The organism is Streptomyces sp. NPDC054863 (genome assembly GCF_053610825.1).
The window spans coordinates 1-20,985 of the sequence record NZ_JBSGZD010000042.1; the positions used below are offsets into that span (position 1 = coordinate 1).

17 protein-coding genes are annotated in these 20,985 nt (G+C 68.6%); 10 read left to right on the plus strand and 7 right to left on the minus strand.

All coding sequences use genetic code 11. From position 1 onward, the window contains the following. Positions 1 to 87: 87 nt before the first annotated feature. The gene (gene eccD, locus ACWGIG_RS11255) at positions 88 to 1,551 is read right to left on the minus strand and encodes a type VII secretion integral membrane protein EccD (protein WP_453321317.1); all 1,464 of its coding nucleotides are present in this window, start codon (positions 1,549 to 1,551) and stop codon (positions 88 to 90) included. A 560-nt stretch (positions 1,552 to 2,111) separates the two neighbouring features. On the opposite strand from eccD, the gene eccCa reads away from it, so the two are divergent. The 7 genes from eccCa (at position 2,112) to ACWGIG_RS11290 (ending at position 13,532) form a co-directional block, all read left to right on the plus strand. Then, on the plus strand, positions 2,112 to 6,074 hold the full coding sequence (gene eccCa / locus ACWGIG_RS11260; RefSeq protein ID WP_453321290.1) for a type VII secretion protein EccCa: 3,963 nt from the start codon (positions 2,112 to 2,114) through the stop codon (positions 6,072 to 6,074). Beyond that, complete coding sequence (locus ACWGIG_RS11265) at positions 6,071 to 6,469, plus strand: SseB family protein (RefSeq protein WP_453321291.1); 399 nt, start codon at positions 6,071 to 6,073, stop codon at positions 6,467 to 6,469. Before eccCa ends, ACWGIG_RS11265 begins: the two co-directional genes overlap by 4 nt. After that, entirely contained in the window at positions 6,466 to 7,140 is a 675-nt protein-coding gene (locus ACWGIG_RS11270; protein WP_453321292.1) for a hypothetical protein, read from the plus strand. The genes ACWGIG_RS11265 and ACWGIG_RS11270 overlap by 4 nt, the downstream gene beginning before the upstream one ends. Then, positions 7,140 to 11,858, plus strand: a complete 4,719-nt coding sequence (locus ACWGIG_RS11275; protein ID WP_453321293.1) for a putative T7SS-secreted protein — start codon at positions 7,140 to 7,142, stop codon at positions 11,856 to 11,858. The genes ACWGIG_RS11270 and ACWGIG_RS11275 overlap by 1 nt, the downstream gene beginning before the upstream one ends. Before the next feature lie 162 nt (positions 11,859 to 12,020). After that, entirely contained in the window at positions 12,021 to 12,323 is a 303-nt protein-coding gene (locus tag ACWGIG_RS11280; RefSeq protein WP_453321294.1) for a hypothetical protein, read from the plus strand. Positions 12,324 to 12,613: 290 nt separating this feature from the next. Further along, positions 12,614 to 13,120 carry an Imm50 family immunity protein gene (locus ACWGIG_RS11285; protein ID WP_453321295.1) on the plus strand — a complete coding sequence of 169 codons (507 nt, stop codon included), beginning with the start codon at positions 12,614 to 12,616 and terminating at the stop codon, positions 13,118 to 13,120. After that, positions 13,110 to 13,532: an Imm50 family immunity protein gene (locus ACWGIG_RS11290; RefSeq protein ID WP_453321296.1), complete on the plus strand. Its 423-nt coding sequence runs from the start codon at positions 13,110 to 13,112 to the stop codon at positions 13,530 to 13,532. Before ACWGIG_RS11285 ends, ACWGIG_RS11290 begins: the two co-directional genes overlap by 11 nt. 254 nt (positions 13,533 to 13,786) lie before the next feature. Here ACWGIG_RS11290 and ACWGIG_RS11295 read toward each other — a convergent pair whose 3' ends face one another. Further along, on the minus strand, positions 13,787 to 14,140 hold the full coding sequence (locus ACWGIG_RS11295; protein ID WP_453321297.1) for a hypothetical protein: 354 nt from the start codon (positions 14,138 to 14,140) through the stop codon (positions 13,787 to 13,789). A gap of 25 nt (positions 14,141 to 14,165) precedes the next feature. Next, on the minus strand, positions 14,166 to 14,495 hold the full coding sequence (locus ACWGIG_RS11300) for a hypothetical protein (protein ID WP_453321298.1): 330 nt from the start codon (positions 14,493 to 14,495) through the stop codon (positions 14,166 to 14,168). Positions 14,496 to 14,935: 440 nt separating this feature from the next. On the opposite strand from ACWGIG_RS11300, the gene ACWGIG_RS11305 reads away from it, so the two are divergent. Genes ACWGIG_RS11305 through ACWGIG_RS11315 form a run of 3 tightly spaced genes read left to right on the plus strand, consistent with a single transcriptional unit; the run spans position 14,936 to position 18,095 of the window. Continuing rightward, positions 14,936 to 15,427, plus strand: coding sequence for a hypothetical protein (locus ACWGIG_RS11305; protein WP_453321299.1), 492 nt, complete (start codon positions 14,936 to 14,938; stop codon positions 15,425 to 15,427). Continuing rightward, positions 15,427 to 17,511, plus strand: coding sequence for a hypothetical protein (locus ACWGIG_RS11310; RefSeq protein WP_453321300.1), 2,085 nt, complete (start codon positions 15,427 to 15,429; stop codon positions 17,509 to 17,511). Before ACWGIG_RS11305 ends, ACWGIG_RS11310 begins: the two co-directional genes overlap by 1 nt. Continuing rightward, positions 17,508 to 18,095 (plus strand): hypothetical protein, encoded by a 588-nt coding sequence (locus ACWGIG_RS11315; RefSeq protein ID WP_453321301.1) that lies wholly within the window; start codon positions 17,508 to 17,510, stop codon positions 18,093 to 18,095. The genes ACWGIG_RS11310 and ACWGIG_RS11315 overlap by 4 nt, the downstream gene beginning before the upstream one ends. A gap of 106 nt (positions 18,096 to 18,201) precedes the next feature. Here ACWGIG_RS11315 and ACWGIG_RS11320 read toward each other — a convergent pair whose 3' ends face one another. The 4 genes from ACWGIG_RS11320 to ACWGIG_RS11335 form a co-directional block, all read right to left on the minus strand. After that, positions 18,202 to 18,501 (minus strand): WXG100 family type VII secretion target, encoded by a 300-nt coding sequence (locus ACWGIG_RS11320; protein ID WP_453321302.1) that lies wholly within the window; start codon positions 18,499 to 18,501, stop codon positions 18,202 to 18,204. 55 nt (positions 18,502 to 18,556) lie between these two features. After that, the gene (locus ACWGIG_RS11325; RefSeq protein WP_453321303.1) at positions 18,557 to 18,919 is read right to left on the minus strand and encodes a WXG100 family type VII secretion target; all 363 of its coding nucleotides are present in this window, start codon (positions 18,917 to 18,919) and stop codon (positions 18,557 to 18,559) included. 80 nt (positions 18,920 to 18,999) lie between these two features. Beyond that, the gene (locus ACWGIG_RS11330; protein ID WP_453321304.1) at positions 19,000 to 20,247 is read right to left on the minus strand and encodes a S8 family serine peptidase; all 1,248 of its coding nucleotides are present in this window, start codon (positions 20,245 to 20,247) and stop codon (positions 19,000 to 19,002) included. A 56-nt stretch (positions 20,248 to 20,303) separates the two neighbouring features. Beyond that, positions 20,304 to 20,753, minus strand: a complete 450-nt coding sequence (locus ACWGIG_RS11335; protein WP_453321305.1) for a hypothetical protein — start codon at positions 20,751 to 20,753, stop codon at positions 20,304 to 20,306. Positions 20,754 to 20,985 lie beyond the last annotated feature (232 nt).

Genomic DNA, 20,985 nt, shown 5'->3' on the forward strand with positions numbered 1-20,985 from the left:
GCGGGGCGCGGGGGGGGGGGGGGGCGCCGGGGGGGGCCGGGCGGGGGGGGGCCGCGGGGCTCCCCCCCCCCCCCCGGACCCCTCTCCTCAAGAAGTCAGCGCGCGGATCGAGTGGTAGACGTCGAAGACCGCGAGGCAGAGGGGCAGCAGTGTGAGCAGGACGCAGGTTTCGGCGATTTCCAGGAAGCGGCCCCAGAACGGGGTGACTCCCTTGCCCGAGACGATCAGGCCCGTCGCCGTGATCAGCGCGGCCGTCGCCGCGATCGCCGCGGTGAGCCAGATCGTACGGATGTCGAGGCCCGTGGTGTCGCCCCCGAGGGCTTCGAGGATCAGGGTCTGCGGCGGGTTCAGGCACAGGCCGAGGCCGAGCAGGACCAGGGCGGCGAGGCCCGCGGCCAGCGCGCAGCCGACCTGGGCCGTGTAGCGGAAGAGGTGGGCGCGCATCAGCATGGCGAGGCCGGTGGCGAAGGCGAGCGCCTGCGCCCAGGTCTCCCCCGAGAAGCCGAGTACGGCGGCGGCGCCCGCGGTGGTGAGCGAGAAGCCGCCCACCAGGCCGACCAGGAGTTCGTGGCCGCGGCGTGCCTGGGCGGCGATGCGGTCGGCGTCGACGGGGCCCTGCGGGGCCGGTTCGGCGCCGGTGCTGTAGTCGCCGACGGTGGTGCGCGGCGGTTCGAAGCCGATGGGCAGGCGGGCGAACCGGGTGGAGAGGCCCGGCAGGAAGGCGAGCGCGCCGACCGCGAACGGCGGCAGCATGGCGGCCGTCTCGACGGGCTTGAGGTCGGTCAGGATCGCCGTGAAGGTGGCGAGGAGGCCGAGCGCGGAGGCGACGGCGAACGCGACGAAGGGCCCGTCGCCGTGCGGCGAGACGATCACCAGGACGACGGCGGCGATCAGCACCGCGGCGCAGGCGAGCAGGAACTGGAGCCGGCCGATGCCCTGACCCGCGGCGAGCGGCAGCAGCCCGGCTCCGGCGACGGCCGCGTGCACGAGCGCGCCGGTGCCCAGGGCGACGGCCGAGGCGCGGTCGTCGTACACCCGGGCGCGTACGCAGGCCAGCGCCAGCAGGAGGGTGCCGGTGACACCGGCCAGGATGCCGGGCAGGCCGTGCATGTCGTGGCGGGGGTCGGCGTTCCACAGGACGAAGGCCAGGAGTACGAGGAGTACGGCGCCGCCGGAGAGGCCCGCGCCACGCGTGAGGCGGTCGTTCCACAGGGTGCGGTCGCGGGCGACGGCGGTGGCCACGGCGTCGGACACGTCGTCGAAGACGGCCGGCGGGAGGGACTCCGAGAAGGGGCGCAGCGAGAGGAGCTCTCCGTCGAGGATGCGCTGCGCGGCCAGGGTGCGGGCGCCGTCCAGGACGGTGCCGTCCCGGCGGACCAGGTGGTAGCCGACGGGGGCGCTCGCGGCGGGGCTCTGGCCGGACAGCCGGAGTATCTCGGGGTGGAGGTCGGCGACGGGGAGGTCGTCGGGGAGGGCCACGTCGATGCGGCCGTCGGGGGCGACGACCGTGACGCGGCAGAAGCCGGTTCCGCTCGTGGCGGTGGTGGTGATCGCGGGGGCCGACCGGCCGTTCGCTCCACCCGGGTGGCCGCCTGTGGCCGTCGGCGCTGAGACCGTCGTACTCAACTTCTGCTCCCGTCGCAGGTTTTCACGATGTGGTCGGGATGGACCGGCCCGTGCGCGTCGTACAGGCGGTACGCCGGAGGCAGGCCGCACACCGGCTTCGCGGCGACCGCGCACCGGAGCGCACACCCACCACAGGCCGGAGTGCACATCGGCCGCACATCCGGGCGCACGCCGACCGCACACGCGGGCGCACACCAGCCGCACACTCAAGCACACGCCCAAGCGCACGCCACCTGCGCACCGGTTGCACCCAGTTGCACACCAGGTGTCCGAAATGACCGCCCACGGTGGAGGATCGACCGACGAATTCCCAGTTGTCCTCAACCGCGCTGTTTGCTCCCGCTGTTCGCGGGTGCGTACTCGCCGGGCGCCACCCTACCGCCGACCCGGCCCCCGGTGCGCAAGTTAGGATCCCCGCGGGCAGAGTCGTCCGTCATGAGCTGCCAGGAGGAACGACTCCGGTCCGGTAGGGGAATTGGGGAGTTGTGAGCCAGATAGTCGTCAAGCGCCCGCCTCGTGCGCTGCCATCCGAAATACCGGGCGAGCAGGTGCATTTGCAACCGCCGCCGGAATTGCCGCGCGGTCAGCAGGAGGGCGCGCTGATGCAGATCCTCCCCATGCTGGGCATGGGCGGATCGGTGGTGTTCTTCTTCATGACCCCGAATCCGATCATGAAGATCATGGGCATGGTGATGGTCGCGGCGACCGTCGGCATGGCGGTCGCGATGCTGGTGCGGTACCGCCGCGGCACCCAGGGGGAACTCGCCGACCTACGGCGCGACTACCTGAAGTACCTCACCAGGACCCGGCGTACGGTCCTGGAGACCGCCCGGCTCCAGCGGGACGCGCAGTACTACCTGCACCCCTCCCCCGAGCAGCTGTGGGCGCTGGTCGCCGAGGGCAGCCGGGTCTGGGAGCGGCGGCCTGCCGATCCGGACTTCGGGCAGGTGCGGGTCGGTCTCGGCAGCCAGCAGCTCGCCACTCCCCTGATCGCGCCGGAGACCGCCCCCGTCGACGAGCTGGAACCGCTCACCGCCGGGGCGATGCAGCAGTTCCTGAACGTGCACAGCACGCTGGACGGGCTGCCGATGGCGGTCTCGCTGCGGGCGTTCTACCACCTGACGGTGAGCGGCGAGGCGGAGGGCGTACGGTCCACCGCGCGCGCCGTCGTGGGTTCGCTCGCCGCGCTGCACTCCCCCGAGGACCTGGTGATCGCCGTCGCCACGGACCGGCTCCGCGCTCCCGAGTGGGAGTGGGCGAAGTGGCTGCCGCACGCACAGGTCCCGGGCGACGGGGACGGGGCGGGCAGCCGCCGCCTGGTCGCCACCGGTGTCCTGGAGCTGGAGGACCTCCTGGCAGGGCGGCTCGACGGGCGGCCCAGGTTCCAACCGGGCGGGCAGCCGCTCCTTGAGGAGCCGCACGTCGTCGTGGTGATCGACGGTCTGTCCGTCCCGCCGATGTCGCGGCTGGCCTCCCCCGAGGGGCTGCAGGGCGTCACCGTCGTCGAGGTCGTGCCGGGCGAGATGACCGGGGCACGGGGCGGTCTTTCCGTCGTCGTACGGCCGGACGCGCTGCGTCTGGAGTCCGGGCACGGCATGGTGTACGACGGTGCGCCCGACGGTCTGAGCCGCGAGGCCGCCGAGGCACTGGCCCGGCAGTTGGCCCCGCTGCGGATGGCGTCCGGCGGGGACGACGACGAACCGCTGCTGGCCAATCTGGAGTTCACGGACCTGCTGGGCCTCGGCGACGCGGCGGGCGTGGACGTCGCACGCACCTGGCGGCCACGCTCGCAGGCGGAGCGGCTGCGGGTGCCGATCGGTGTCGGCGAGGACGGCACGCCCGTGATGCTCGACCTCAAGGAGGCGGCGCAGGAGGGCATGGGCCCGCACGGTCTGTGTGTCGGAGCGACGGGTTCCGGAAAGTCGGAGCTGCTGCGCACGCTCGTGCTCGGTCTCGCCGTGACGCACTCCTCCGAGACCCTCAACTTCGTCCTCGCGGACTTCAAGGGCGGTGCGACCTTCGCCGGAATGTCGCAGATGCCGCACGTCGCAGCGGTGATCACCAACCTGGCCGACGACCTGACGCTGGTCGACCGGATGGGCGACTCGATCCGCGGCGAGCTCAACCGCCGGCAGGAGATGCTGCGCGACGCGGGCAACTACGCCAACATCCACGACTACGAGAAGGCGCGCGCCGCGGGCGCCCCGCTCCAGCCGATCCCCTCGCTCGTCCTGGTCATCGACGAGTTCAGCGAGCTGCTCACCGCGATGCCGGACTTCATCGAGATGTTCGTCCAGATCGGCCGCATCGGCCGCTCCCTGGGCGTCCACCTGCTGCTCGCCTCGCAGCGCCTGGAGGAGGGCCGGCTGCGCGGTCTGGAGACGTACCTCTCCTACCGGGTCGGCCTGCGCACCTTCTCCGCCGCCGAGTCGCGGGCGGCCATCGGCGTCCCGGACGCCTACCAGCTCCCCAACGTCCCCGGTTCGGGCTATCTGAAGTTCGGCACGGACGAGATGGTCCGCTTCAAGGCCGCCTACGTGTCGGGGGTCTACCGGACCGGCGCCGAGCGGCCCGCCGCGGGCGGAACCCTCCGGGTGGACCGCGCGCCCGCGCTGTTCACCGCGGCCCCGGTGCCGGTGCGCTATCTGGCGCCGGCCGCGGGTCCCCGCACGGGCGAGGGTGCTCCCGCCCAGGACGACGCGCTCGCCGACACCGTCCTGGACGTGATCGTGCGGCGCCTCGAAGGGCGCGGCGCGGAGGCGCACCGGGTGTGGCTGCCGCCGCTGGACAACCCGCCGACCCTGGACGAACTGCTGCCGGGCCTCGCGGGAGTGCCGGGGCGCGGGCTCACCCAGCCCGGATACGAGGGCGCGGGCCGTCTCGTCGTACCCCTGGGCGTACTGGACAAGCCCTTCGAGCAGCGCCGGGACACCCTCTACCGGGACTTCTCCGGAGCTGCGGGCCACATGCAGATCGTCGGCGGCCCCCAGTCCGGCAAATCGACCCTCCTGCGGACCCTCGTCACGGCGTTCGCCCTCACCCACACCCCGCACGAGGTCCAGTTCTACGGTCTCGACTTCGGCGGCGGCGGCCTCTCGGCGGTCGCCGGACTGCCGCACGTCGGCGGGGTGGCCTCCCGGCTCGACCCGGAGAAGGTGCGCCGTACGGTCTCCGAGGTGTACGGGATCATGGCGCGCCGCGAGGAGTACTTCCGCTCCTCCGGGATCGACTCCATCGCCACGTACCGCAGGATGCGCGAGCGCGGCGAGATATCGGTGGCCGACCAGCCCTGGGGCGACGTCTTCCTGATCCTGGACGGCTGGGGCAACTTCCGTACGGAGTACGAGGGGCTGGAGCAGCTCGTCCTGGAGATCGCGGCGCGCGGTCTCGGCTACGGCATCCACCTGGTCCTCACCGCGTCCCGCTCGATGGAGGTGCGTGCCAACCTCAAGGACCTCCTGATGAACCGCCTGGAGCTGCGGCTCGGCGACGTGATGGACTCCGAGATCGACCGCAAGGTGGCCGTGAACGTGCCGCCCGGCGTGCCGGGGCGCGGCATCGCCCCGGAGAAGCTGCACTTCATGGCGGCGGTGCCGCGCATCGACGGCATCAACTCCGACAGCGAGCTCTCCGACGCGTCGGCCGCGATGAACCGCGAGGTGTCCCGGCACTGGACGGCGCCCGGCGCCCCCGCCGTACGCCTCCTGCCGCGTGAGCTCCCGCTCTCCGCCCTGCCGCACGGCAACGCGCACCCCGAGCGCGGCATCGCCTTCGGCATCGACGAGAACCGTCTGGAGCCGGTCTTCGTCGACTTCGAGCAGGACCCGTTCTTCCTGGTCTTCGGCGAGAGCGAGACGGGCAAGACCAACCTGCTGCGGGCGATGATCAAGCAGCTGACGGAGCGCTACGACCCGTCCGCGTGCCAGTTCTTCGTCATCGACAACCGGCGCGGCCTGCTCGACGTGACCCCGCCCGCCCACCTCGCCGAGTACGTGCCCATGTCCAACAACATGGAGCACCACGTCGACGCGCTGGAGGGCCTGATGAAGCGGCGCACCCCGTCCGCGGACGTCACGGCGCAGCAGTTGCGCGACCGCAGCTGGTGGCAGGGCCCGAACGTGTACGTGTTCGTCGACGACTGGGACCTGGTCGCCACGTCGAGCGGCAACCCGCTCGGCCGGCTCGCCGAACTCCTCCCCTTCGCCAGGGACGTCGGCGTCCGCTTCGTCATCGCCCGCAACACGGCGGGCGCGAGCCGCGCCGCGTACGAACCCTTCATGCAGCGCATGCAGGAACTCGGCGCCCAGGGCGTCGTCCTGTCCGGCGACCCCCACGAGGGCGACGTGCTGCCGGGCGTACGCCCGCGGCCGATGCCGACGGGGCGGGGGATCTTCGTCTCGCGGAGGCGGGGGAAGCCGTTGGTGCAGACGGGGCTGGTGGACGGGTGAGGGAAGCCCGGGCAACCGGGTCCGACAGTGCCTCCGTCACCGCTGCGAAGCGGGAATTCGCCTCCCTGCTGGGCGAGTTCCGGCGGACGGCGGTGCTGGTTCCGCTGGACGCGTACGAGAGCCTGTGGACCGCCGAGTGGGGCGGGGTGCGGTGGATCTGCGCCTTCTCCGACGAGGCGGCGCTCGCCCGGTTCGCGTACGCGCAGGGGGACGCCGGGCGGGAGTGGACGTACCGGACGGTCTACGGCGCGCGGCTGCTGGACGTGATGGTGCCCGCGCTGGGGGTGCCCGCCGGGGTGGCGCTGGACGCGGGCAGCGAGGACGGGGCGCTGTTCCCGCCGGTGACCGGTGTCGTACCGGAAGAAGTCGCGGTGGATCTCGGAGGTGCTCGATGAGCGGGGAACAGCCGGATCTGGATGCGGCGCAGCCCGCACTCGCGTTGATCGCGTCCGGGATCAACGCGGCGCTCGCCGAGCTGAAGGAACAGGGCATGGTCGGCGAGGCGACCATGGGCCGGGGCTTCTCCGAACTCACCCTGTCAGGGTTGCAGTTGGGGCATGCCGGACTGGCGGCGGAGTTCAAGACCTTCTGCGACCGCTGGGAGTGGGGCGTACGGACGCTGATGATGCGCGGCAATGACTTCGCGCTCGGCGTCGGACTGTCGGCGGGCTCCTTCCGCGAGCAGGAGCAGTACGTCAAGGACACCTTCAAGTTCGCCGTGAACGGCATGAACGGCAATCCGCACCTGACCGAGGAGCAGGTCAAGGCGAAGAGCTGGGACGAGATCAGCAGCCAGAACCAGTTCAGCGGCGCCGACTGGAGCCCGGAGTCCTTCCTCAAGGCGAACACCGAGGTGCGGGAGACCTGGCAGAACACCGGTTACGACGTGACCGCCACCAACGCGGACTGGATGGAAAGGACCGGGCTGATCGACGAGGGGCAGCGGGACCAGGCACAGGAGAAGGCCCGCGACGTTTTCGAACCGACCGAGGCCGGGGTCGCCCGGCAGCGCGGTGACGAACCGGAGCAGCCGGGCGCTGCCGGACAGGGTGGGGGCAGTCGCTGATGCCGGACTTCGGGGACGCGTTCGACAAGGTCGTCGGAGGTGCCTACGACAAGGCCCGCGAAGGCGTCGAGTGGGGCAAGGAGAAGCTCGGTGAGGGCGTCGACTGGGCGACGGACAAGGCCGGTGACGGCCTGGACCACATCGGCCAGGGGGCGGTGGGCGACGTCGTCAGGGACTGGGGCGACGGCGTCGCCTCCGACCTGGGCGCCGAGATCCGCGAGCAGCAACTGGGCCAGACCGAGGACCCCACCGAGCTGATCCACGGCAAACCGGCCGAGGTCCGGGCGACGGCGAAGAACCTGCGGGACTTCGGGGCCGCGTTCGGCCGGGTCGGCGCGGGCATGAAGCAGTTGGACTCCAGCCACTGGAAGGGCGTGGCCGCCGATACGTTCCGGCAGAAGTTCGCGCCCCTGCCCACCGACTGGCTGCACGCGGCGGACGCCTGCGGGGACGCGGCGAAGGCCCTGGAGTCGTACGTCACCACGATCACCTGGGCGCAGGGGCAGGCGCGGGAGGCGATCATCCTCCACAAGCAGGGCCAGGAGGCGTCCCGGACGGCTCTCGCCGCTTTCACCAAGAAGGCCGACGCCTACGACGCGGCCCGCAACGACCCCAACCCGCCGCCCCGCCCGGCCCCTTTCGTCGACCCGGGCACCGCCATGACCACCCGCGCGCAGGAGATCCTCGACTCCGCCCGCAGCCAGCGCGACAGCGCCGCCGAGACGGCGAAGAAAGCGGTCACCACGGCCCTCGCCCACGCCCCGAAGGAACCGACGGGCACGGACCGGCTGAAGCTGGACGGCACCGACGCGTTCATGGGGATGAACGTCGAGGCGACACACTTCGCGGGCGGCATCACCAAGGGCGTCATCGGCCTGACGAACTTCGTCCGCAGCGTCAACCCGACCGACCCGTACAACCTCTCCCACCCCGCCGAGTACTACAGGGCCACCAACATGACCCTGGCCGGCCTGGCCACCACCGCGGCCCACCCGGACCGCGCCCTCAAGGGCATGTGGGACACCGCGAAGGCCGACCCGAGCGAGTTCCTGGGCACGCTGGTGCCGGAGCTGATCGGGACCAAGGGCGCGGGGATGGGGCTGAAGGGGGCGAATACGGCGCGCAAGGTGGCGCAGGACATGGGCGGGGCCGGCCCGGACGGTCTCGGCCGGCCGGGCACCGCACGCGAGCCGCTGGAAGCCGACCCGAACGGGCCGACCCGTCCCAAGGCTCCGCTCAAGGACGACCCCACGGACCCGATCGACCTCGCCACCGGCGTGATGTACCTCCCCCAGTGGGACCTCACGCTGCCCGGGACCCTCCCGCTGGCCTTCACCCGCCGAGTGGCCTCCGACTACCGGTCGGGCCGCTGGTTCGGGCCCTCCTGGTCGTCAACCGCCGACCAGCGCCTGGAGATCGACTCCGAGGGCGTCGTCCTCGTCTGCGAGGACGGCCTCCTCCTGCCCTACCCACACCCGGCCCCCGGCGTACCGGTCCTCCCCACCCACGGCCCGGCCCGCCCCCTGGACACGGACGCCGCCGGAAACTACACGGTCACCGACCCGGACACCGGCCGGGTCCAGCACTTCACCACCACCGGTCCCCACCTCGCCCTCCTCACCCAGATCGACGACCGCAACGGCAATTGGATCACCTTCGAGTACACGGAGGAGTCCGTCCCGACCGCCATCGTCGACAGCGCGGGCCGCCACCTGCAACTGACCACCGACCAGGGCCGCATCACCGCCCTGCACCTGGCCGGCGCGGCTGCCGACGGCTCGGACCAGGAGATCGTCCGGTACGGCTACACCGACGGCCACCTCACCTCGGTCACCAATTCCTCCGGCCTCCCCCTCGTCTTCACGTACGACGAGCGCGCCCGTGTCACCTCCTGGACGGACACCAACGACAGACGCTACGACTACGCGTACGACGACCAGGACCGCTGCATCTCCGAGGGCGGCACCGAGGGCCACGTCGCGCTGCGCGTCACGTACGACGACATCGACCCGGAAACGGGTCTGCGCGTCACCACGGCCACCACCGGCTCGGGCGCCGTCCACCGCTACCTGGTCAACGACGCGTCCCAGATCGTCGCCGAGATCGACCCGCTGGGCGCGGTCACCCGCTACGCACGCGACCGGCGCCACAGGCTGCTGTCCCGGACCGATGCGCTGGGAGGCGTGACCCGCTTCGAGCACGACGACGAGACAGGCGCCGTCACGCGAGTGATTCGCCCGGACGGCCGCGAGGCCACCGCCGTGCACAACGCACTCGGACTGCCGGTACGGGTGACGGGACCAGACCGTTTGACGATCCGCCAGGAGTACGACGAGCGAGGCAATCGCACGCTCTTCACCACTCCCTCCGGTACGACCTTCCGCTACACCTACGACGCGGCGGGTCGCCCTCTGTCGGCCACCGATCCTCTGGGGAACACCACCCGCCTCCAATCGGACGCTGCCGGGCTGCCCGTCGAGATCACCGACCCGCTGGGGGCGGTCACCCGTTACGAGCGGGACCTCTTCGGCCGTCCTGTCGCGATCACAGACGCGCTCGGCGCGACAACCCGCCTGGAGTGGACCGTCGAGGGTCAAATGTCCAAACGTACGGACCCAGACGGCTCCACCCAGATGTGGACCTACGACGGCGAGGGAAACTGCACCAGCCATACGAACCCACTTGGCGCCACCTCCCGCTACGAGTACACCCACTTCGACCTCATGTCTGCCCGCACCGGCCCGGACGATGTGCGGTACGAGTTCGAGCACGACTTGGACCTGCGACTGACTCGTGTCCGCAATCCGCAGGGACTGACCTGGGACTACTCCTACGACACGGCGGGCCGTCTCACCACGGAGTCGGACTTCGACGGTCGCCTGCTGCACTACGCGTACGACGCGACAGGCCAGCTCGTCTCGCGTACCGACGGCTTGGGCCAAACGGTCCGCATCGACCGTGACGTTCTGGGCCGCGCGATCTCCAAGACCGTGGACGGCTCGCTCACCACCTACACGTACGACCTCTTCGACCAACTTGCCGAGGTGTCGGGCCCGGACGCCACGGTCTCCTTCCTTCGTGACCGGTATGGGCACCTCAAATCCGAGACGGTGAACGGTCGCACGCTCAGTTACGGCCACGACCAGTTGGGTCGTCGCACATCCCGGCGCACTCCTTCCGGTTCGGTCAGCTCATGGGCGTACGACTCGACAGGCCGTCGCACCACACTCACCGCATCAGGACGCACTCTCGCCTTCGAGTACGACGCAGTCGGCCACGAACTGGCCCGTCATACAGGCGAGACGGTCACGCTCACCACCGCCTACGACGCGCTCGGCCGTCCCACAGAGCAGCAGGTGACGGGTGCGGGCCGCAGCATCCAGCGTCGCGCCTACGCCTACAGGGCCGACGGGAAGCTGACCCGCACCGACGACCAGCTCTCCGGCCCCGCTACGTACACGCTCGACCGTGTCGGCCGGGTCACCACCGTTACCGCACCCTTCTGGCATGAGAGCTACGCGTACGACGCGGCCGGGAACCAAAGTGCGGCCGCCTGGTCCGCCTCCCACCCCGGTCAGGAGTCGACCGGTACCCGTGACTACACCGGCACCACCCTCACCCGCGCCGGCACCGTCCGCTACGAACACGACGCCCTCGGCCGCACCACCCTCCGCCAGAAGCGCCGTCTCTCCCGCAAGCCGGACACCTGGCACTACACCTGGGACGTCGAGAACCGCCTCTCTGCCGTCACCACACCGGACGGCACCCACTGGCGCTACCTCTACGACCCGCTCGGCCGCCGTACAGCCAAGCAGCGTCTCGCTCCTGACGGTGACGTCCTGGAGCAAACGGACTTCACCTGGGACGGCACCACCCTCTGCGAACAGACCACGACGTCCACCACCCTCTCGAACCGCCTGACCCTCACCTGGGACCACAAGGGCCTCCACCCCCTCACCCAGACCGAGCGCATCACCGCCGACGACACCACCCAGACCGAGATCGACGAACGCTTCTTCAGCATCGTCACGGATCTGGTGGGCACGCCGCGCGAACTGATCGACGAGCAGGGCGACATAGCCTGGCGGGCCCGGAGCGCGCTGTGGGGAACCACCACGTGGCCGACCACCAGCACCACGTACACACCCCTGCGCTTCCCAGGGCAGTACTTCGACCCGGAGACGGGGCTGCATTACAACTTCCACCGTCACTACGATCCGGAGACCGCCCGCTACCTGTCGCCAGACCCTCTGGGGCTGGCCCCGTCGCCCAACCCTGTCGGCTATGTCGGCAACCCGCTCCGTCAGTCGGACTCCTCAGGTCTAGCACCCGATCAGTATCGTGATAAATACGATTTCCGGGAGCCCAACCCGAACCATCCACCGGACCCTGTCGCCTCCGATGTGATGCTCCGAGCACCGCGGGGCGGAAACATCGATTGCTCCGAGATCGCGGCCTACATACTCAGAGAAACGGAGGGCGGGAAAGTAGTCAACTTCACGGCACGGGATGGCTCGGACCTCACCATTCCCGAACGTGGCGGCGTCGAAGAACCATACCGTTACCACGAGGTCTACACGGACGGTAAGTACGTCTACGACCCTGCGTTGAGAGATGCTCCCGTCCCATACGGAGATTACGAGCGAGTTATCAGACTCCTGAACCCCGGAAAGAAGCTGATCACAGGTAACGGTTCCTACGACGGCCCACTTTGGTGATCCAGAAGTCGGGCGACCCAGAATAGAGATCTCCGAAAAAGATCGTGAAGGACTCATGCGAATGACTGACCAGAGATGACTGAACGCAGCGAATACGCGGGAAGAGTTCTCAGCAGGTTTGGAAAACTCGAATGGTTCAGATGCGGCGGAGACCTACACTCCATGGGATATCAGCAGATGTCCAACCTGGGACTCCGCTACGCCTCACCACCACCTGATTTGGAAGAAACACTCCGACAAGTCGTCGAAGAAACACCGACACAAGTGGAATGGACACTGGATACCTCACGAAGAAACTGGGTACTGTTCCCATCACGAATTTTCGAGGAATCCGGTGGAGTGAACTCACCTGACTTCCAAGAGGTAAAGTCTCGCATCATCCACACCGATCAAGATTTCTGCATCGCAGCATTTCAAGATCTCAGCAAGATTCTTCAGCGACTGGAAACCCTTCCATACCCATGAGGGGTACAGAAGACTCCAATCACGAGAATCTCCTGCAGATTCACTCAGCTGAGAATTGGATACCCCGTGGACGTCTCGCCCCTGCTCCGTGAGGTTGCGGAGCGCGAGCGGTCCATCTCACCCCGTGGGCAAGGGTACTGACCGATCTACGTCTGCCGGACCGCGCCGCCCACTACGACCGGCTCGCGGCGAGTCCCACTCAGTGGTTGCCGAGTTCTCCGTAGAGGACTGCGCGCTCCGGCCGAAAGCGTCTTGAACACCAGACTGCCTGAAATGAGGAGGACACCGTGATGACCGCTGGCCTCCCTGTGCGGAACATGGAGTATCTGGCTCCGCTGTACGGCGCCGAGCTACCTGTCCTGGATCGCGTACGAGTGCGCTCGGTCCAGCTCAACTGGCGCGGACCGGACCTCACTCTGCGTCTGGATCTTCCTGACGCTCCCCTGCCGCTGCCGCAGGAATGGGCGGAGGCCGGAGTCGATGCGGTCCAGTGCCACCTGGTGTTCCTGGGCGTGGAGGACCTCTCGCTCAGTGATTGGGACCCGCCCGTCACAGCCCGGCTGTCCGTTTCCCCACCGGATGCCAAGCACAGGATCAAGGTGGTTGCCGAGACGCCGGAGAACGGTATCTTCTTGGAGTTCAGCAGCTTCTCTGACGTGCTGGCACGCCACTTGAGCGGGTTCCGTCGACGTCCTGACGGCACGGACAGCGGTCCCCATCTCTTCAAGGGCGGGACTGACAGCCGGCTCTACGCCACCGTTCCGGAGCCTCACGTGAGGATCTTCCATGAGCGCTGACGAGGTGACGTCGGTGTCAGGATCTCCTTGGTCCATCCTGGCCGACTCGGCTGTGCTCAGCGACTGCGATCTCTCCTACGTCCAGATTGATGAGCGGCAGAGCACGGTGGTTCTCGGATTCGGTGTTCAGGACGGCGAGAGCAGATCCGATCTCATTCCCCGGTTCAAAAGCGACGAGGGCCACAACGCGATGGAGTTCTCACTCGTGTTCACGGGCATGCGAAACCTCACGGTTCGCGGTTGGGGATATCCGGGGTACAAGCAGGTGCGGCTGGAGGCATCTCAAGGGGGCGTCGTAGTGTCCGTGGATGCTCCGGCCTCTTCGCTGTCTTCAAGTTCTTCGCTGTGCTTCGAGGCGTCTTCCTGCTCCGTGACCCGAGTTCGGTCCTTCCTTGCAAGTTGGGTTGAATGAACGCACTGGCAGGAGCAGGTGGGACGGTTGTTCGTCAGACGCGTCCGGGCGGAGGCTCGCACGCGATCGGCGGGTGTGACGCGTGCATGGGCAAGCCTCTGAGCATGCCGCGCGGTGACGCGCGTAGGGACCGTGGCCTCGATCCGCCTGTGGCTCAAGCCCTGACGAGCCGGTTCGGTCAACCCGCTTCCAGGGCGTCGGCCCGCCGCGTGAGCTCGGCCTGCCCGTGTCCGGCCAGGAGCAGGGGTGCGGACTCAGCGCGCCAAGTACTTGATCTTCTCGAACGGGTAGCCGGCGACGACGATGACGACGAACGCGTACCCCGCGACGACTGCCAGCCCCACCGTGCCGATCCCTCGGCTGCCGTCGCTCAGCAGGACCCGCCCCACCGGCACCAGCGGCGCCAGGCTGAGGATCGCCGCCCCGGTGCACCAGTGCGCGACGAGGCCGTTGGCCCGCTGCCGCAGCGCGGGGTCGCGCTTCACCTCGTCCGGCACTTCGTACCCGACCGTCCGGTCGCAGACCTGTCCGCGGTATCCGGTGCGGGCCGCCAGCGCGGTGACCGCCGCCAGCACGACGAAGCAGCAGAAGACGAAGACGTACGCCATGGAAGCAGCGCCCCAAGTGCCGTTGTCAGCGGATGTACTTGATGATGAAGGCCGCCACCATCGAGACGGCCTTGTTCTTGACCCAGCCCGGCAGGAACTTCCAGACGACGCCGCCGATCTCGCCGCCAAGGCAGCCAATGATCGCATTCTTGACGTACGTCCCCTTGCCGGAGAACTTTCCGTCGGCGACGTCGCTCAGCACAGACGTGGGGATGCTGGCCACGGCGCCCTTGGCGCACCAGGCTGCCGCGCCGATGGCCACGGCGGCGATCGGGAACGCCCTGGGGCGGATCTCCCCGTCGTCGCCCGCACGGCTCATGGCGCCCGAGATCTCGGCCAGCGCCTCCGGGCCCATGCCCGCGCCTCGCCGGCACCTTGCCCGGATCCGGTACCCCAATGCCGCGCGCGGAGAGGCGAGTGGGTGACGGACCCGGCCGTACTGCGCGTACAACCGCCAGCCTCCGCGGACCTCGCGTTGCCCCCGCTCGCCGAGCTGCCCGTTTGCTCTGCTCCTACTGGTTGCTATCGCAGGGCATGCGAGTCCCCTCTGTTACAGAGGAACCACCCTGTCCAGGCAGGACGCGCAGCCAACCCCCTTGCCGAGCAGAGAAATCGCAGACCAGTAGCCACTTCAAGGGCATTGGTGCGCACTTGTCCCACGCATCCCGACTTGCGGCGACTCCTGTTCGCTACTGCGACCACGACGCCGAAGCCTGCCCCAGAACACTGTTGATCAACGGACTATCTTGGGCAGGGTCAGGCTCAAAGAGGGAACTGGGCGAGCGGAGCAGGCGCATGGCGTGGGACGAGTGGCAGCAGCTGAAGTCCGAGGCGGCAGCACAGCCACCGGTCGGGATGCAGCTCAACGCGGACCCGGAGGCGGGTCGTGGGGGCACAGGCGGGGGCGGGGGCGCGCAGGGTGACCTGGCAGCCAAGAACGCCGACCTCGCCGAGGTCGGCGCCAGCGCGTACAAGCTGTTCGAAGGACTGGGAAACCGCGGGCGGGACGCCTGGTCCAGCAGCCAGGGCGCGGCCCGGGACCTGACCACGCAGGGCTTCGCGCTGGGTGGCGGGCTGAATCACGTACAAGAGCGGTGGGAGAAGCAGCTCAAGACGTTGCTCGACGCCTGTGCGCACATCTCCAACCACATGAACTTCACCGAGAAGGTGAACCGGGGCGCCGAACGGCAGGTGCTGGAGGCTGTCAGCGGCATCGCGGTTCTGGACGAGGGATTCGCCGACGGCGGCAAGCGTGAGGGAGACAAGGGCGAGGGGAAGAAGGGCTGATGGACTTCGAGGCACTGTACGGCGGCAACTTCGCCGCGCTGAGCAAGAACATAGGCGACTGGGCGAAGGTCGTCTCGGCCCTCCAGACGCTCGAACAGCAGGCGCGGGACGACATGTCGGCCAAGGCGACGACGGCGAACTGGGCCGGGGTGAACGCCACCGTCTCACGGAAGTTCATCACCAAGACGGCGGGCGAGTTCACGGACGCCCATACCCAGGCGACGTCCATACACAGCATCCTGCGCGATACGCACGACGAACTGGTGGGCTACCGGGACGAGCTCAAGGAGCTCATCCGGCGGAGCGCCGCGAAGAACCTCACGGTGCGCGGCACGGGCGGCGGCGGCTTCACCGTCTCCATGAACATCCACCCGGACCGCGCCGCCAAGGGCACCAAGGTCGCGGACCACTCCCAGCAGGACGTCGACCACCTGCGGGACGACGTGCAGCGCATCCTGAACCGGGCGACGGAGAGCGACGCGAGTGCGGCCCAGGTGCTGCGTGCCCTGGTGGACCAGGCGGAGTACGGATTCTCCGGCACCTCGTACAAGGACCGCGACACCGGCGCCGAGGCGCTGAAGAAGGCGGACGAGGTGGCCGCCCTGATCAAGAAGAAGGGCGACGACCTGTCGGGCGAGGAGTTCGACCGGGTCAATTCGACGCTGCGCAGTTTCCGCGACGACCCGCTCTTCCAGGAACGGTTCGCCACGATTCTGGGCCCCCGGGGCACCCTCGACTTCTGGGCGGACATCGCGGACGGCTCCGACGGCGGCAACCTCCAGCGGTCCCGGCTCAACCAGCTCGGCGACTTCCAGCAGAACCTGAGCACGACCCTCGCCGGCGCGACCCGCTCCGACAGCCCGGCGATGCAGAACTGGGAACGGGAGATGGTGGGCCTCGGCAACGAGCAGATCAAGACCCGGGGCAGCCAGGTGTGGGGCTTCCAGCTGATGAGCAACCTGATGCGGGCCGGTGACTACGACGACAAGTTCCTGAACAGTTACGGGAAGTCCCTCGTCGAGACCGAGAAGAAGATGAGGCTCCCGGGGAACTACTGGAGCGGCGGCACGGGCGGTCCGCCGATGCCGAAGATGAACTTCATGGGGGACGAGGAATTCGGCCGCGACCCCATGACGGGATTCATGACTGCGCTCTCCAACAGCCCGGACGCGGCAACCGAGTTCTTCAACAGCAAGGATCCGCAGGACAACGCGGAATGGGTGCTGAAGGAACGCAAGGCTTTTGACGACTCCCCGCTGAAGGACGGCCCGAACAGGGCGCTGGAGGCGACGGGGGCGGCGATGTTCGCGGCGGTGTCGGGGGTCAGCGACCCGGAGACGCAGGGCGTGAATCCCGTACCGCACACGACAGAGCAGGATGCGGCCTTCACGCGCTCCATGGGCATCCTCGCGGGTACGGGCAACGACTTCCCGCCGGAGCTGCGCAAGGACATGGCGTGGGCGATGGGGAATCACGGGGACACGGTGCATCGGGCGATGAGTGCGCCGCTGGAGTACAACTCCCCGCTCGATCGGGGAGATCTCCTGGAGGTGACGAAGCAGGTGTCCCGTAACCAGGAGTCCTACGGGGTGCTCAACGAGCAGATGAACAACGCGATGGCTGCCGAGATCCACAACAACAAGGAACACCCCGGCGAGAGCCTCCGCAGCGCGGGTGCGACGGTCGGCTTCCTGGAGGAAGCACGGAAGCTGACGATCAACGCCGAGCAGGACGAGGACCTGCGGGACGTCTCGTGGAAGCAACGGTGGGCCTACCACGCGGTCGGCGGTGCGGCCAACGTCTTCGGCGGTGACATGGCGCAGCGCGGGGTCGACGTGGTCACGGCGTACTGGGCGCAGCAGGAGGGCGACCGGATCGGCGCGGAATCCACGGAGGAGCGACAGGAGAACTCTCAGAAGCGCTCTCAACAGCTGGGGCAGCTGGCAGATCTCTGGCGCAAGGAGAACGGCGAGTGGGCGAAGGGCCAGGAGGAATTCTCCTCCCCCCAGGGCACCTACCGGGTGATCGGCGCCTCCGCGAACGACGGGAACTCAGGCGCGGACCGCGCGGGAGGAGAGCGATGAGCACTCCCCCGCACCGGCGCCGCACGGCCCGGCTGTTGGCGCTCCTCACGTCCTGCGCGGTGCTTGCAGCCGCCACAGCGTGCTCCTCCGGGGGGCGCGACTACAGCATCCCGGCGCGGTTCTGCCACGTACCGATGGGTTCCGACGTCATGGCACCGATGCTCCCCGACGGAGAGAAGCTGGAGGAGGAGCGCCGGGGGAACGTGGAGCACGAGTATCGGGACACCGACTTCGCCCAGAGCAACAAGCCGGTCTACTGCGAACTGCGCGTCGACGGCGAGGACACCGTCTACGTGCAGCTCTCCCGCGGCGAGAAGATCCTCGACCCCACCAAGGATCCGGTCGAGTCGAAGCGGGTGAAGAACCTCGAAGTGGTCAAGGGCCTCCCCTTCGACCTCACCGTGCTGGGCGACCGGACGATCATCATCGACACCCGGTGCAACGGACCGAAATCCACCCGCGTACGCCCGGTCCTCGAATTTTCCTCCGGCGCCGAGAACACCGTCCAACGCCGCAAGGACATCCTCGCGTTCGGCAAGGCGTACACCCTCGCGCTCAAGAAGGAACTGGGGTGCACCGTGTGACCGGCGAGATTCCCGAGGTGGCTATCCGCTTTCGGGAGCATGACTCGGGGTGGACACCTCCCGCGCGTGTCCACCCCGGTCGTACGTGCTGTGCGGCTGCAGAGTCCTAGAAGTTGCCTGCGGCCTTCAGGTCGGCGGACTTGTACTTGCCGACTGCTTCGCTGATCTGCTGGGAGATCTTCTTCAGTGCGTCGTGGATCGCGGCGGCCTGGTTGTTCCAGTCGTCCTGACGAGCCTTGTAGGCCGTCTGCGCCTCACCCTCCCAGAGGGTGGAGTGGCTGGCGACCATCGTCTGGATTTCCTTGAGCTGCGCTTCCAACTTGCCCGACTGCGCCCTGACATGCTCTGCGGCCAGGTCGAGAGAGGCGTAGGTGACGATCATCGAACCGTCTTGCGGGGCGGGCATGGAGTACTCCGGAGTGGTGTGAAGGGAATGGAGGTGAAGCAGGGGCGGGAGCGCCTCAGAACTTGTTGAGGTTCGAGGTCCTGGCCTCGGCCCGGGCGTCGCCGCTGTAGCCGTCCACGACGTCGACGCCGTTGATCGACTGGAGGATCTCGTCCTCGTTGTTGTCCTTGATGGTCCGGGCCGCCTCGATGCCCTCCTGGAACTTCAGGAGGAGCTTGCCTATCGCCACGATCCGGTTGTTGATCTCGGTCTGCTTCTTGTTGAAGGCGCCGGCGCCGATGCCGACCCACTTGCCTTCGAGGTCGTCGAGGGCGCCGTTCAGGCTGTGCAGGGTCTGCTTGACACCACCGAAGTTCCTGGTGAGCGTCTCCTGCGTCTTCTTGAGAGTTACTTCGTCATTGGCTTGCCTGGCAACCATGCGAGTGGCTTCCCTTCGGATCCGTGTGGTGGGTACGAGTTGACGGAGCCGGGGATTCCCCGGCCGTCGGGTGGTGCGGTTCAGTGGGCCGCGCGGCGCCTGCGGATCAGGGCGAAGGCACCGGCGGCGAGGACTAGTGCGGCTGCGGCGATTCCGCCGATGAGGAGGGGGGAGGGGCCGGAGTCGGGGGTGTCCTTGGAGGAGGCGGCGAGGGCGGGGGTCCCGGTGGGTTTGGCGGGCTTGGCCGGGGGTGTGGTGGGGGCGTCGGGGGCAGGGGGGTTGGGATCCACCCCGTGCACGCTGAGTTCTACGTCCGGGTTGCCGGGACTGCCCTTGCCTTCGAGGAGGTGGTCCCGCGGTCGAACGAGGCCATGTCCCCTGTAGGCGTCGCGCTTGCCCGTCACCCAGTTCCGGCTCGCCGTGTCGTACAGGACGCGGAGGACTTGGTTGGGCGTCCAATCCGGGTGCTTGGACCAGATCAAGGCGGCAGAGGCGGAAGCGATTGCTGTGGAAGCGACGAACCCACCCCCGGAGCAGTACCGCTGAAATTTTGCATCGCACCAACGGGGAATCTCAGCTCCGGGAGCCGCGAGATCAACGTCCTCCCCATGCTGGGAGAAGTCCGTCACCTTTCCGTCGCGGCCGGTAGAGGCCACACCGACGACGTCAGCGCTGGCCGCTGGATGCTGAGGCTTGTTCCCCTTCTCGGCATTGTCGCCCGTACCGGCGAACAGCAACTTGCCCTTGCGAGCCGCGTACTCGAAGACGTTGGCTTCACCGAACTTGCTTATACCAATGGGCCACTGGCTACCCACCGAGATATTGATGATCTTCGCGTCACTGTCCGCTGCGGCTTTCACCGCCCGATACAGGGAATCCTCGTTGATCTCGTGACGCTCATCGTGCTTGTACGAGCGAACCTTGAACGGGATGATCTTCGCTCCCGGCGCCAGACCCCGGATCCCACCGCCCTTGCCCGTACCCGCGATCAACTCGGCCGTGGTGGTCCCTTGGCCGTTGGTGTCGTCGGTCTGGGTGTCCGAGCCTTCCATGGTGAAGCGCTTGCCCGGCAGGACCTGCCCCTTCAGCGAGGGCGTGGACGCATGGACACCGGAGTCGATGACAGCGACCTTGATGCCCTCGCCGGTGGAGACCTTCCACATCTCCTCCGCCTTCATCGGACCCAGATACCACTGGTCCGGCGAAGCGTCGGCGGCGACTGCGGCAGGTGCCGCGACAGCGGCGCCGATGCTCCACGCCACTGCTGCGGCCAACACGCAGTGCATGCGCTGCCGCTGCCTTCGGGTCTGGCTGGTTCCTGCCGTCATCCTGGCTTCCGGGCCTTTCGCTGTGCTTGGTCGTACGAGGTCGTGCTCGGCCGTACTCAGTCGATCACCGGAGGGACGGCGTTGCGGCGGCCGGCCGTCCAGGTCTCTTCGTCCTCGGTCAGGTAGTCGGGGCGCTGCGAACCGTCCCGTTCCTCGCGCTCGTTCGCGTTGCGCTGGCTTGCCGGGCCTCGTACGAGTCCGGCTCCGCCCTGGGTGAAGCCGCCGGTACCGGGGCGGCCGGAGGGTGCCGTTCCGGTTCGGGGAGTGCCCACCACACCGTTGGTGCTGGAGGTGGGGCGGCCGGTCGGGCGGGCGGGCGTACCGGAAACAGGGTTCGCTCCGACAGCTCCGCCGGTGGGGATACGACCGGTGGACCCGCGACCCGAGGCGCCGGACTCGCTGCCGACAACCGTGCCGCGCGGAATGCGGGAGCCGGACGAACCGGGAGCGGTGCGTTGCGGATTGCCGCCCATGATTCCGTCCGTACGGCCGCCGGTGCGGCCCATGGGGGGCTGACCGGCAGTGCCAGCCCGACCCATCGGAGGCTGACCACTCGAACCGGAGCGTCCCATCGGGGGCTGACCGGCAGTGCCAGCCCGACCCATCGGAGGCTGACCACCCGTACCAGCCCGACCCATCGGAGGCTGACCACCCGTACCAGCCCGACCCATCGGAGGCTGACCACCCGTACCAGCCCGACCCATCGGAGGCTGACCACCCGTACCAGCCCGACCCATC

Coding starts and splice junctions, on each gene's coding strand:
- ACWGIG_RS11285 (WP_453321295.1), top strand. CDS start 12,614: ATGACCGCTGGCCTCCCTGTGCGGAACATGGAGTATCTGGCTCCGCTG.
- ACWGIG_RS11310 (WP_453321300.1), top strand. CDS start 15,427: ATGGACTTCGAGGCACTGTACGGCGGCAACTTCGCCGCGCTGAGCAAG.
- ACWGIG_RS11330 (WP_453321304.1), bottom strand. CDS start 20,247: ATGACGGCAGGAACCAGCCAGACCCGAAGGCAGCGGCAGCGCATGCAC.
- ACWGIG_RS11325 (WP_453321303.1), bottom strand. CDS start 18,919: ATGGTTGCCAGGCAAGCCAATGACGAAGTAACTCTCAAGAAGACGCAG.
- ACWGIG_RS11270 (WP_453321292.1), top strand. CDS start 6,466: ATGAGCGGGGAACAGCCGGATCTGGATGCGGCGCAGCCCGCACTCGCG.
- ACWGIG_RS11295 (WP_453321297.1), bottom strand. CDS start 14,140: ATGGCGTACGTCTTCGTCTTCTGCTGCTTCGTCGTGCTGGCGGCGGTC.
- ACWGIG_RS11335 (WP_453321305.1), bottom strand. CDS start 20,753: ATGGGCCGCACCGGCGGCCGTACGGACGGAATCATGGGCGGCAATCCG.
- ACWGIG_RS11315 (WP_453321301.1), top strand. CDS start 17,508: ATGAGCACTCCCCCGCACCGGCGCCGCACGGCCCGGCTGTTGGCGCTC.
- ACWGIG_RS11280 (WP_453321294.1), top strand. CDS start 12,021: ATGGGATATCAGCAGATGTCCAACCTGGGACTCCGCTACGCCTCACCA.
- ACWGIG_RS11320 (WP_453321302.1), bottom strand. CDS start 18,501: ATGCCCGCCCCGCAAGACGGTTCGATGATCGTCACCTACGCCTCTCTC.
- ACWGIG_RS11300 (WP_453321298.1), bottom strand. CDS start 14,495: ATGGGCCCGGAGGCGCTGGCCGAGATCTCGGGCGCCATGAGCCGTGCG.
- ACWGIG_RS11305 (WP_453321299.1), top strand. CDS start 14,936: ATGGCGTGGGACGAGTGGCAGCAGCTGAAGTCCGAGGCGGCAGCACAG.
- ACWGIG_RS11290 (WP_453321296.1), top strand. CDS start 13,110: ATGAGCGCTGACGAGGTGACGTCGGTGTCAGGATCTCCTTGGTCCATC.
- ACWGIG_RS11275 (WP_453321293.1), top strand. CDS start 7,140: ATGCCGGACTTCGGGGACGCGTTCGACAAGGTCGTCGGAGGTGCCTAC.